The following is a 12,212-nucleotide window of genomic DNA, read 5'->3' on the forward strand; positions in this document are numbered from 1 at the left end:
CCAAGCTTGCTACCATCGATAAAGATCTTGCTATTGGACTGATTGGACGAGTTGATAAAGATACGATCAAATCCATAAATCAGAATCTTATAGAGATTTTTAAACTCGAGAGATAAATGCACATACCCCCCATATTTGAATAACCCATAGCATAATCCACCGGAAATATCCTGATATCCCAAACGGGGCAAACCGTTCTCAGTTCGTTTGCACCTCAATGGAAAATTTGAGACTGGTCTAAGAAGGCGCTAAGCGGCTTTATTAGCTATAAGCATAAAATATATTTTACTGATAAACAACATGCTACAACAGCCGCTAAGCGCCTTGCAGCTAAAACTATGGCTTTTTAGACTAGACTCAAATTTAATTCAATAAAAAAAATCCCGGCGAATGCACGGGATTTTTTTGAACTTTTATTCGGCCTTTTTCCTGACAATTATTCCGCGGCCTCTTCCAGATCCTGGTTGAGTTCGTTTTCTTCATCGGTTTCTTCTGCACCCGTGCTCAGCCTTCTTTCTATGCCGGTTTCATAGTCATCGATCAGGGCATTGAGCTCACTTACCAAAGGATGGTATTTTTCGGCTCCATTGATGATAACAAATGCATGTGTTGGGGAATTTTTTTCCGAAAAACGTCATGCAAGCATGCGGGACGTATACTCAACATTGGGAAATACCATACAATCATGTGGGACATTTTACTAGAGCTGCGTAGCGCCTTATCAGCCAATATTGTGTTTTCATACCGGGACTCTTAATATATTACAATTCTATGGCACAATGTTATATTACCATCCACCGCCGCTAATATACAAACCAAATACAAAATCCTTATCGTTGCGCTGGAAAGGATAAGCCAGATAACCTTCAAGCACGGCATAACCGAACAGGTTCAACCTTAAAGCCAGTCCCGTGCTGAATATTGGGGTATTCTTCCTCCCGGAGGGCTGCCATGAGAAATCTATGTCCCTGTATTCATATGCGGCGACTCCTCCGTCAAAAAATCCTACCAGTGTGGTAAACAGATATTTTGACTGAATAAAAGTCAGCCTTTCCGGCCCGGTAAAGGGCAAACGCGCTTCAGCATTGAACACTCCCATCTTAGATCCAACCATGGTATTCAGATCCCTATAATTGAATCCGTACCCTCCGTACTGATCATAAGAATTATAGGCATAGCCCCGCACATAGTAATTATCCCCAATATATATGGGATACAACTCATTGCGGTCACGTCCGTATCGGGCATAATGCAGTACCCGGAAACCAAAACTGAATGGATTCTGGTAGTAATATTTTCTGTAATCCAACATGGTATTGTATAGATTGTAGGAAGCAAACATCTTGCCGATCTCAAAACGATGCCTGTAACCATCCAAAGGTCCGGTAATGCCAAAGTTGGAATTGTCCCCGACATAAGCCAGATAGGTATTACCTACGTAAAACGGGTCTGGCTCCATTTCCTTCATCCTTTCCTTGTCCCTGTCTATCAGTAAATTTCCGTAATAATAATTGTTGTATTGCTGAACCATATAACTATAGCGTGAAATGGTGGCTCCCGATTCAAAACGGAGTTGCTTCGACAATGGATATTGCCCGAATAAAGAGAACTGATCATTAAAGATTCTGAATTGCCTGATTATAAAGTTGCTTACAGGGATGCTGCCCTGGCCTGTCTGAATGCTGTCGTAGGGATTGAAACCATAGGAAGAATAGGTGTAAGGTATGTGGCTCAGGGCCCCACCCCAAAACAACTGATTTTCCTGGTTCAGGTAAGATACATATCCACCGAAATCATATATTTCACCCTGAACCTGAAGATTGGTTATCAACTGATGACGCTTCAATACATCACTCCAGTAAGCGGTCACCCCGCCTGAAGCGTAGGTACCGAACTGGCTTGATCCCACACCCACACCTGTACTTCCTATATAATCAAGTTGAAATTTGGGATTGTAGGGCTTCTCTGTAAATGAAGTATCCGCTATGTATGGATGGCGCTCCAGATTGGGCCCCACAATACTTAACACCCTTCCCCTTCCGGGAGGTAATAGGGAAGCTCCTTCATCGGCAAGATTCCTGTCTACCTGAATCCGTTCAAATTCTTCCGGTTTGGCCATATGAATGGAATAAAGGTCATCCCCGTAAAGCGTATAGGCAATTTCACCGGTTTTGGAAGCAACACTATATGCAGGAGCGAGATCCGTAATTCCGCTTATGCCCGTAACAAACTCCGTTAACCTGAAAACACGCCCCGTATGCAGCTCATACTCGTAAAGGTTTCTATACCCATCCGCATGAGAAAGAAAATAGACCGAGCGTCCGTCAGGAGAAAATTGCGGACTCAAATTATCGCTTTCGGGAAAAACAGGCAAAACCTCAACCTCCCCTGTTGCAACCTCCATCATACATAACCGGTATTTGCCATAGAAGGGCGTGTTCAAATCCGTATCCGGCCCTCTTTCGGAGATAAAAGCTATCTTATTTCCATCGGGAGACCACGCAGCCTGAAGGTCGGAATATGTATCATTGGTAAGCTGATCAATTCTACCGGATGACAAATGATAGCTAAACAGATCACTCTGACCATCCACCAGGCCACTCAGAAGAATTTTATCTCCGTCAGGTGACCATTCGGGATTATCAAAAGCCTGAATGCCTTTTAAATCTATCTGCTCCACAACTTTTGCTCTATTCCTTTCCACATTGGCAATGAGCAGCCTGTTTCTGCCCCTGCCGATGGTTGTCATGACATATCGGTCCCCTCCGGGGGAAAAAGATCCTGCCGATTCAATGTAATTGTAATTGTCAATATCACCCTGCCTCAATGTGCTGCTCAGTGTTTTGATAACCTTTTTGTCTTCCGTACGGGCCATCAAAATATCCACATTAATTACATTTTTATTGGAGATATACGTCATGTACCTGCCATCGGGACTCAGAACAGGAGATAAATTCAGTTCGCCCGAATTTTCAGGGGTAAACATGTTTCTTCCCACCGGTTTTATGGTATCTCCCCCGATATAAGGTGCGTAAGTTTCTCTGACTGATTTCTGCCACATGGAGGACAAGCTGTCGGTATTCATCCCGAACAGAGAATTCACAGCCTGCTCAATGCCAAATCTAGCTGTAGAAAACAATACCGGTTCGATCATGGCATCTCCCCATACACCGGTAACAAAAGACCAAAAAGCATGGCCATAACGATAAGGAAAATAATCATAGGGCTTTCTCGTCATATCTTTGATGGTGGGGATATCATCATGTATAACGGCATCCCGCATCCACATGGCAGTCTTATTGTCCGCCGGACCGATGGATAAGTATTCAGCCATCCCCTCAATCATCCATAAAGGAATGTTGCTGAGCGATTGCAGACCCAGTGTATCGTTTGTTTTAACCACATTATACTGAAATACGTGAACCATCTCATGACCCAGTACATGATCGGTTTCTCTGTTGGAGATCATAAATGGCATAATTACTCTTTTCCTGAGGGCCTCCGTGACACCCCCGGTTCCTACGCCTATATCACCGCCGATTACAGTTGTTTGCTGAAAATCCGGGTGGTTGTTGTACATAATAAACGGATTGTTAAGAATGGTATCCCTAAAAATGGCAAAATGGCGATTATACCACTGTTCGCTTTGTCGGCCCAGTCTCTTTATGGCATCATTATGTCCCATATAATTATAAATCTGAAAATGATCCGTTTCATAGATTTCAAATCCAAATTTTTCATAATTCACTTTGTTTTGTCCAAAGTATTGGCCATAGGAAGGAAAGGACATAATGAAGAGGCTCAAAAAAAGCAACATGTTAGGAAAGAACACTATCGGTTTCATTTTTTTAATAATTACTTTAAGAAGGGTCAATAAAAAATTATATCAAAGAATATACCAATTGTTTAACTCCGTATAAAAAGAAATGTTTTAAAGGAGAATTATTTTTTATGCCTTACCGGTCAAATTCTTGCTTTTTGTGGCAAAACTCGCCCGGTAAGGTACTTATGATTATAAAGTGAAACTTGTTTGTTAGGTTTCAACTCACAAACATTAATTTAACAGGAACGGATTGCCTACGCCCCCAAAGCATTCAAAGAAAGGAACATACCCTGTACTAAGAGGATTACCAGTATAAGGGCTACAGGGTAAACAGAGGAATAAGCAACTACGGGGCGCTCGGATTTATCAATCTCCCGGATAATATCAAGCCCGGGGGTAAAAGTCATCCCACCACAAATAACGCCAAAGCATTCACTGATGGGGATTTTCATATAAAAATGCCCTACCAGAAAGCTAATCAGCATGGGAACCACGGCAAAAAGAATAGCATACAGTGCATAATAGATAGCAGTAAAATCGAGTGATTCGACAAAACTCTGGCCGTTATCAAAGCCCAGGTGAAGGTGATTGAACTTTACCTCTGAATCACGCAGATTATAGCAAATCTCGTCCTTTATGTTGGGTTTTATCTTTAAAGGAGTGAAAGCAAACATATAAACAAGTCAAAAGACAACAAAATTAAAGGGCTGCCTGCCAGCAACCCTTTAAAAAACGATCAATTTTTTCTTCACTTATTAATCATCGTCGTCATCGTCATCGTCGTTATCATCGTCATCGTCGTCATCATCGTCATCCTCGTCATCATCGTCATCGTCGTCGTTGTCATCGTCATCATCGTCATCGTCTTCCTCAAATTCAGAATGATCATCCAGATAGTCTTCGAGCTGGTCTGCCAAATTTTCATTGTAGTTTTCATTGATCAGAATGGTTCCGGAATCATCAATGTATGCGCCATCAAGGTCAATGCTGCCGAACAAGGCGTTCAGATCGATTCGGATGAGCAGGTTTTTGATATCCTGATCGTTGATTTGAATTCCCTGTTCATTTTCTACTTCAAAGTCTATGGATTCAGTCGTGTGAAACACCACCGGAAAAACTTTTCCGTCAGCGTTTGTGTAACGGGCTTCGATATAAACCGAATGACCGTCTTCAGGAACAGGCTCGATTTCGGCTTCCAGTTCGTGATAGATTCCCGGTTCTATTGCGATAATTTCTGAAAGTGTGGTACCGGTGAGCAGATTCAACTGATAGGGGCCTTCAAATTCGTATTCCCTTTCTTCAGTTCCGTCGTCATCGTCATCACTTTCAATCTCGATTTCCCTGATGCCTACCATGGCACTGTCAAATTCCAGTGTATTATTGGTAGCTTTTAGCATATCTGCAACATGAACTGCCTGAAATTTTAGGGTTACCTGGTTATTTCCGGTTTCTTCATCCTCATTACAGGCGGTAAACATCACCAGCAGGCTTAAGGCGGTGGCTAATAAAATTTTAATTTTCATAATTTTTTTTAGTTTTTATGGTTATATTTTCTATACTATCAGACGCAACAATGTACCAAAAGTTGGAATGCGAAAATATTTTTTTATAAAAAGTATTCGAAACAGGCACAAACGTCCGCTTGTGCCTGTTTGGTTTATTCACTGTTAACCCAGGCTCCATCTTCTTTTAAAATACCGGTTGGGGACTTGATTCATCTGATTTCGGCGATGGGATTTTCTTCAAAGAATTTGTTGAGTTGGTTTTCAAAATCGAAAATATCATCGGCATAGATTTTTTCAACACCTTTTAACCCGAATAATTCAATGAAGATACAGAGATGTTGCCACCCATATTTGGATTACCCATAGCATAATCCACCGGAAATATGCTGATATCCCAAACGGGGCAAACCGTTCACAGTTCGTTTGCACTTCAATGGACAATTTAATTCAATAAAAAAATCCCGGCGAATGCACGGGATTTTTTGAACTTTCAGGGCTTTGCATTACAATCATTTTTTAGGCCTTATGATTATAAAGTACAAGTTGTTACTTAATAAAAGCCTCTGGTTTTAAAAGGCGCTTTCATGCCGGATTATTTTACATTCTGCTTTACCCGGTTGACTAGTCTTTCCGAGGGCCTGAAGGCAGGAATGTAATGTTCCGGTATAACAATTTCCTTGTTTTTACCAATATCCCGAGCTTTCTTTTGTGCCCGTTTTTTAACGATAAAACTCCCGAAGCCTCTCAGATAAACATCTTCACCGCCTATCATGGATTCTTTTACGGTCTCCATGAAAGCTTCAACTGTTTCCTGGATTGTTTTCTTTTCGATACCGGTTTTTTGGGCGATTTCGTCTACAAGTTCTGCTTTTCTCATTTTTTAAATTTTTAATGGTTGACAATTAAATGAATTCTTTGCAAATATAAAACTTTTATTCATAAATGATTGTTGCAATGAGTTTTTCACAGTTAACCCAGTCTCCATCCTCTTTTAAAATACCGGTTGGGGAGTTGATCCATCGGATTTCGGCGGTGGGATTTTCTTGAAAGAATTGGTTGAGTTGTTTTTTAAAATCGAAAATATCATCGGCATAGATTTTATGTTCCTTCATGGATTTGAATTTTCCTTCGCTTTTTTACGGGAAATTTTTTGATGTGTTACGGCAGATAGGGAATTTGAATAGAGAAATAAAGTGTATATGCACTTTAGCCAAACGTTCAAGAGACCATTAACTTTCTAATAACTTCTATAAGGTCATTTTTATCTATAGGTTTGGAAAGATATGCATCAAATCCCTTATCCAGCAGTCTTTTTTTGTCGTTTTCATAAGCATAAGCAGTTAGGGCAATGGCCGGGATCCCGGGATGCATTTCTCTGATTTTCGATAAAGCTTCAATTCCATCCATAACAGGCATCTTAATATCCATCAGGATGAGACCGATTTCATCTGATTTACAAAATTCCACGGCTTCTGCTCCGTTTTCTGCATATATCATTTCTGCATTTGTGTCCTTCAGTAGTTCCTGTAACACTCTATAATTTGAGAAATCATCTTCTGCAATCAGAATTTTCTTGCCTGATATATCAGTGGCTGAGACTGATTTTTCCCGGCTTGAGGAGGGATCTTTACTAACCTGGTAAGGAAGCCGGAAAGTAACTGTTGCACCTGTGTTAACCTGAGAATCCAACCCAATGCACCCTCCGAGTTGTTCGGCAAGGCCCCTGGCAATAGACAGGCCTAAACCCAGACCTTGGAACTGTCTGTCCATCCCAGAGTCTCCCTGCCTGAACCTTTCAAAAATTGATGATTGTAACGCTTCGGGGATTCCTATACCGGTATCTTTTACATGAAATTCCAGATATTCCCGTTCATCATATCTGTATCCGAATTCTATGTATCCTGTCTCTGTATATTTTATAGCGTTATCAAGCAGTTTGGAGTATATCTGATGAACTTTATCAGGGTCTGAAACAAAGAAATCCTCACCATCTCCAAAATGTTTATGGGTGGTTATTTCAATGTTTTTATCGGAAGCATCCAATTTGCTTCTGGTTTCCTCCTGTAAATTATCGATCATCGAGTTCAGTGAAAATTTTTTCTTATCCAATTTAATCTGACCCGACTCTATAAAAGAAACATCAAGTATGTCGTTAATGACCGATAACAAATTTTTACCCGCTTCCTTTATGGCAGCGATAAATTCCTTTTTTTTATCTGCTTCCAGGCTTTCGTCGTCCAATAAAACAGAAAAGCCCAGTATGGCATTTAAAGGCGTTCTGATCTCATGGGAAAGATTGGCAAGGAAAGATGATTTTAATTTATCACTCTCTTCAGCTTTATTTTTGGCATCAAGCAGTTCTTTCTCATACTGCTTTCTTTCTGTTATGTCTCTTGCTACCGTTAGAATTGCAGGCTTGCCTTCATAGAAAATTTTTGTCGAATTGAGTTCAGTAGGTATTTTTGTCCCTTCTTTTGAAACATGGATTGTTTCCCCTTTATAACGTCCTTTTTTATCAAGTTTTTTAAAGATTCGGGGAGCTTTTTCAGCATAGGACTTTTCATCGATATCCATTGGTGTCATGGAGCGTATTTCTTCCCGGCTGTAATTCAGTCTTCTGCAAGCTTCGTTGTTGACTTCCAGGAAATTACCTTCTAAATCATGGATAAAGATTGCATCCAGGACAGAGTTAAAGACCAATTCAAATTCCTGCTCCTTTTGACCTGTAGTTATTTCCGCCTGATTCCTTTGAAGATATACAGTTAATTTTTTTGCTATTATCTCCAGCAGTACTCGTTCTTTACTGAGAAATGGCCCTTCATCTAACACGGGGAGTTCTTCCGGATAACACACTTGAATGGTGAGAGACCCCTGATCCTTGTCAAGTTCTTGATAAACGCTTTGTTCCCATTCAGTCTTTTTGAAATTTTCAGTGGTGAATGCTTTTCCGCCCCAGGTAATTTTCACACAGGCTTTTTCAGGGTATAAATAAGATTCTGAAATAATGACGGCGGCTTTTTCTAAAACAGAATCTATGGTATTATCCGGGTCATTAATTAATTGGGTGATCCGGTATATCCCAGCGAACTCTTTCTCCCTTTCTTTTAACTGAAATGCCCTTTCTGATAATTTGTTTTCAAGGCTTTTATTCCTCTGTTTTTCTTCTTTCAACTGGGACTGTAAATTGTTTATTTTCCCAATTAATTCCTCTTTACTGAGATTTTCATTGTATGATTCACTCATATATTATCTCGGCAATTAACTTGCCACTGTTTATCCCCTCTCCGTTTATATCAAAAATACCGTTCGGGGAGTTGATGTATTTAACTTCGGCTGTAGGGTTTGCTTCAAAAAAATCATTGAGTTGTTTTTCAAAATCAAAAATATCATCGGCATAGATTTTATGTTCTTTCATTAAACCGGAATTTTTAGTCTTTTTTACGGTGAAACAAAGAATGTGTTACGGCAGATGGAGCATTTTTGAACCGACAATGTTAAAATACTCTTATATTTAGATTTTTTTGTATATTTGAGAAAATTGAGTCCAGTCTAAAAAGCCATCTTACCCCTAAATCCCCTAAGGGGACTTTTCAAACTGCTGATTTTTAGCGGTTTCCCTTTAGAGGTTAGGGGTAAAAACGATAAAAATCAGCAGTTTGAAGGCTTTTTAGACTATACTCAAAATTAAAAACTTTAAACATATGAAGGAGCTGGAAAAGATAAAATATAAAAAAGTATATGATGCCACGGTGGATCATATAGAAGATCGTAAGAACAATGATCCCGACTTTAATATTGAACAGTTGGAACAATTGCTTGAAACAAAATATATGAGTGAAGGCACGGGCAACAAGAGCGAAATGGATCAGCTTACCTCAGATGCTACTATTGCCGCATTACAAGCATGTCTTGCTGACTGGAAAGCCGAAAAAGGGTTGCATTAGGGTTTCGGACAGAGAAAATAATCCAAAATGCAACCGGAAATAAAAAAAACATCCGGGAGCTAGGATGTCAAGTCTTTATAAGTAACTGAAATTTATGTCAAACCTTAAAATTAGCCAGCTCACCGGATGCTATATTAATAACGTATTTGATTGTCATTTTATTATTACCCTCTGATAAGCACCCGATGATGCCATCCAATAATTCTGATATTTTTCCCGTTTTGTGACAGCACCTCCTTCGATTGGTGCTTTTACATTTTTTTACATTGGTTTCGGTATGTAGCTTCAATCACAATTATTAGTTTATGGTTTTAGATTATTGGAGGGCGCTTAGGAAGATTTCATTGGCTTTAGCAGTGACTCATTCTTTTTTAGTATGCGGAGCACAAGAATTGAAATACCCTTCAGACAAGGAGGGAAATGCCACAACCCGGGGAGTAGTTGAATATATAGAAGATAAAGATTCATTGATCAATGAACAATTCGATGAAAAATTTGAGGTAAACTCCTATGATGTGAATTTTGTTCCTGATGCAATGTCCAAATATAGCGATGATACCAGTCATCAGGGATTTTATTTCAGACACAGGGGAGAAAGAACCGTCATCATAGACACGGTAGATGGTTATGGGCATTATTCCCTTCAATCATTGCCGGAACAAAGGAAAGATTCAATCCGGTTTAGCTATAATTCTTTAAGAGGGTTAATGATACATGAGAAAGCACACGCTTTTTTTAATGAGATGAAATCCAGACTGTATTCAGAAGGGACAAAGCATTATTACACCCTCACTCCGGATTATGTTTTCAGCAAATCCTTTATTGAAGAGGGTGTTGCACAATATTGTGCCTATAAAATGGGAGAAATTATCATCCCAGAAAGATATGAACCGTCTGATAGTTTAGAGACTTTGTTTGTTGAGAAAGCCTCCGAATTAGAATATGAATATTCTTTATATTATTTGAAAGATTTCCTGGATTTTTTCGGTCTTGAAGAAGGTACGAAGATTTTATTAACCAATCCTCCTCCCACCAAAGAAGAAATCATCAACCCTCTGAAATTCTATCAAAGACTGGAACATTATAACGGCCTTGATTTGGGTTTTTTCCCAAAGCTTTTCAAAAAGCGGGATTTTAGAACCAGGTAGCGTTCTATGGGGTCACATTTTGCTTGACCCTGTTAACAAATTTTTTTGAGGGTTTGAAGACAGGAATGTAATGTTCCGGTATTACAATTTCTTTGTTTTTGCCAATATCCCGGCCTTTTTTCTGAGCGCGCTTTTTCACGACAAAACTTCCAAAACCTCTCAAATAAACATCTTCGCCGCCTATCATAGATTCTTTTACGGTTTCCATGAACGTTTCCATGATTTGTTCGATGTTTTTTTTCTCAATACCTGTTTTTTTGGCCATCTCGTCTATCAGTTCTGCTTTTCTCATTTTTTAAATATTTAAGGGTTATACTTTAATAAACTGATTCCTTTATACGGGAAAATTTATGATGTGTTACGGCAAATGAAGAATTTGAAAATGGTCCACTGGTATCGGGATTCATCTCAAAATTGTTAAAGACTATATACTTTCTGATAAAATGATTTTCTACATTGCACCAGAACTTATAATACATCACATAGCCCGAATTATTTGAGAATATTTATAACAATGTAGTTATTTTAAAGACGGTTTCTGGGCCCGCATGGTTGGAATAGTTGACAATATGATCGCCACTAATACACGAATAAAATATTCATTAGTGTAACAGTTTATTAAAGTTTTAAATTTTAAATTAATTGATATGCCAAATTCAGAAACTCTGTTCGTATTACCATGGAACCCGCATGTTACTCATATTCTTGTTGTGAAGGTTCCTACATGCGGGTTTCATTCGTGCATTAGTGGCTCAGTTAATAAGTGGCAAATGTTTCATCCTGCTGCAAATGTTTCCACCTGCTATTCTGCCAACCTCTCCTCTTTAATTTCGGTAGCTTTTGGAAAATCTACCGGTATTTCCGTCATATGATGGAAGTAGTTGCTCATGGTCTTCAGGGCTACTATGGGAGCCAGTTCTGCAAAATGAGCTTTGGTGTAGCCCGCGTCAAAAAATTGTTTGACGTATGATTCTGCAGGATAACCCCGTGCTATGGTCATTTCTCGCAGGAGTTGTGTCAGTGCCTTTAATTTCGGATCGTCAATGGTCCCTTTTCTGATTTCGATGGTCTCCTGCTCGGAAAATCCCAGCATCTTGGCTGCTGCTGTATGCGCTGACAGGCAATAATAGCACTGGTTAACCTGTGCAACGGCCAGCAGGCCTGCCTGAACTTCCTTAGCAGTGAATGATCCGTTCTCAATAATATCCGAAAGGGTGGTATAAGCTTTCAATGCAGCCGTAGAATTGGCTAGACCCTTCATGATGTCGGGTACCATACCAAGCTTTTGACTAACTGCCCCGTAAACTTCCTTGACTTCCTTTCCTGCGTCTTCTTCGCTGATCAAATCAATGTACTTCATAATCTTTATCTTTTTTGGTTTTACAATATTTTTTCCCTTTTTGGGTACAATTTAGTCGTAGAATGTAGTAAAACCTTACAGCGGAATGGTAAAGTAGAAATAGATTTTTAATTTTGTGTCAAATCACCAAAAAATGGGAAAGACTGAAAAAGAGAAGATGCTTGCGGGTGAGCTATACTGTCATGACGATGTACAGCTCAATGCTGAGGGCATGCGGGCGCGCAGGATTTTCCGGCAATTCAATGACATGCCCATAGAGCGTGTAGAGGAGAGAAGGGGCCTCCTTCGGGGAATCCTGGGAAGCATGGGCAGCGACCTGGAGATCCAGCCACCATTTCACTGCGATTACGGATACAACATCGAGATAGGAAATGAGGTGTTCATGAACTACGGCTGTGTGATCCTGGATGTGAACCCAATAAAGATCGGTGA

The 12,212-nt window shown here is 39.8% G+C and carries 12 protein-coding genes; 3 read left to right on the top strand and 9 right to left on the bottom strand.

The annotated features are described in order from the left end of the window. Positions 1–787 precede the first annotated feature (787 nt). The 7 genes from KGY70_10175 to KGY70_10205 form a co-directional block, all read right to left on the bottom strand. Positions 788–3,790: a PD40 domain-containing protein gene (locus tag KGY70_10175; protein MBS3775544.1), complete on the bottom strand. Its 3,003-nt coding sequence runs from the start codon at positions 3,788–3,790 to the stop codon at positions 788–790. 287 nt (positions 3,791–4,077) lie between these two features. Continuing rightward, positions 4,078–4,497 (bottom strand): hypothetical protein, encoded by a 420-nt coding sequence (locus KGY70_10180; protein MBS3775545.1) that lies wholly within the window; start codon positions 4,495–4,497, stop codon positions 4,078–4,080. An 81-nt stretch (positions 4,498–4,578) separates the two neighbouring features. Next, positions 4,579–5,346, bottom strand: coding sequence for a hypothetical protein (locus KGY70_10185; protein MBS3775546.1), 768 nt, complete (start codon positions 5,344–5,346; stop codon positions 4,579–4,581). A 574-nt stretch (positions 5,347–5,920) separates the two neighbouring features. Beyond that, positions 5,921–6,205, bottom strand: coding sequence for an integration host factor subunit beta (locus KGY70_10190; protein ID MBS3775547.1), 285 nt, complete (start codon positions 6,203–6,205; stop codon positions 5,921–5,923). A 55-nt stretch (positions 6,206–6,260) separates the two neighbouring features. Further along, the gene (locus tag KGY70_10195) at positions 6,261–6,440 is read right to left on the bottom strand and encodes a hypothetical protein (protein ID MBS3775548.1); all 180 of its coding nucleotides are present in this window, start codon (positions 6,438–6,440) and stop codon (positions 6,261–6,263) included. A 106-nt stretch (positions 6,441–6,546) separates the two neighbouring features. Beyond that, positions 6,547–8,571, bottom strand: a complete 2,025-nt coding sequence (locus tag KGY70_10200; protein ID MBS3775549.1) for a response regulator — start codon at positions 8,569–8,571, stop codon at positions 6,547–6,549. Next, positions 8,564–8,743, bottom strand: a complete 180-nt coding sequence (locus KGY70_10205; protein MBS3775550.1) for a hypothetical protein — start codon at positions 8,741–8,743, stop codon at positions 8,564–8,566. The genes KGY70_10200 and KGY70_10205 overlap by 8 nt, the downstream gene beginning before the upstream one ends. Before the next feature lie 286 nt (positions 8,744–9,029). Here KGY70_10205 and KGY70_10210 point away from each other — a divergent pair, with 286 nt between their 5' ends. Then, on the top strand, positions 9,030–9,272 hold the full coding sequence (locus tag KGY70_10210) for a hypothetical protein (GenBank protein MBS3775551.1): 243 nt from the start codon (positions 9,030–9,032) through the stop codon (positions 9,270–9,272). A gap of 392 nt (positions 9,273–9,664) precedes the next feature. Next, positions 9,665–10,420 carry a hypothetical protein gene (locus tag KGY70_10215; GenBank protein MBS3775552.1) on the top strand — a complete coding sequence of 252 codons (756 nt, stop codon included), beginning with the start codon at positions 9,665–9,667 and terminating at the stop codon, positions 10,418–10,420. Positions 10,421–10,424: 4 nt separating this feature from the next. On the opposite strand, the gene KGY70_10220 is transcribed toward KGY70_10215, so the two are convergent. After that, positions 10,425–10,712: an integration host factor subunit beta gene (locus KGY70_10220; protein ID MBS3775553.1), complete on the bottom strand. Its 288-nt coding sequence runs from the start codon at positions 10,710–10,712 to the stop codon at positions 10,425–10,427. Positions 10,713–11,222: 510 nt separating this feature from the next. Further along, positions 11,223–11,780, bottom strand: a complete 558-nt coding sequence (locus tag KGY70_10225) for a carboxymuconolactone decarboxylase family protein (protein MBS3775554.1) — start codon at positions 11,778–11,780, stop codon at positions 11,223–11,225. A gap of 115 nt (positions 11,781–11,895) precedes the next feature. Between KGY70_10225 and KGY70_10230 the strand changes: the two genes are divergently transcribed. Beyond that, positions 11,896–12,212 (top strand): sugar O-acetyltransferase (locus KGY70_10230; protein MBS3775555.1); only part of this gene is annotated, 317 nt, incomplete at its 3' end.

This window comes from Bacteroidales bacterium (assembly GCA_018334875.1).
Taxonomy (GTDB): domain Bacteria; phylum Bacteroidota; class Bacteroidia; order Bacteroidales; family UBA12077; genus JAGXLC01.

What these genes read in the sequence shown, in the direction of transcription:
- KGY70_10175 (MBS3775544.1), bottom strand. Translation starts at nt 3,790, where the DNA reads ATGTCCTTTCCTTCCTATGGCCAATACTTTGGACAAAACAAAGTGAAT.
- KGY70_10180 (MBS3775545.1), bottom strand. Translation starts at nt 4,497, where the DNA reads ATGTTTGCTTTCACTCCTTTAAAGATAAAACCCAACATAAAGGACGAG.
- KGY70_10185 (MBS3775546.1), bottom strand. Translation starts at nt 5,346, where the DNA reads ATGAAAATTAAAATTTTATTAGCCACCGCCTTAAGCCTGCTGGTGATG.
- KGY70_10190 (MBS3775547.1), bottom strand. Translation starts at nt 6,205, where the DNA reads ATGAGAAAAGCAGAACTTGTAGACGAAATCGCCCAAAAAACCGGTATC.
- KGY70_10195 (MBS3775548.1), bottom strand. Translation starts at nt 6,440, where the DNA reads ATGAAGGAACATAAAATCTATGCCGATGATATTTTCGATTTTAAAAAA.
- KGY70_10200 (MBS3775549.1), bottom strand. Translation starts at nt 8,571, where the DNA reads ATGAGTGAATCATACAATGAAAATCTCAGTAAAGAGGAATTAATTGGG.
- KGY70_10205 (MBS3775550.1), bottom strand. Translation starts at nt 8,743, where the DNA reads ATGAAAGAACATAAAATCTATGCCGATGATATTTTTGATTTTGAAAAA.
- KGY70_10210 (MBS3775551.1), top strand. Translation starts at nt 9,030, where the DNA reads ATGAAGGAGCTGGAAAAGATAAAATATAAAAAAGTATATGATGCCACG.
- KGY70_10220 (MBS3775553.1), bottom strand. Translation starts at nt 10,712, where the DNA reads ATGAGAAAAGCAGAACTGATAGACGAGATGGCCAAAAAAACAGGTATT.
- KGY70_10225 (MBS3775554.1), bottom strand. Translation starts at nt 11,780, where the DNA reads ATGAAGTACATTGATTTGATCAGCGAAGAAGACGCAGGAAAGGAAGTC.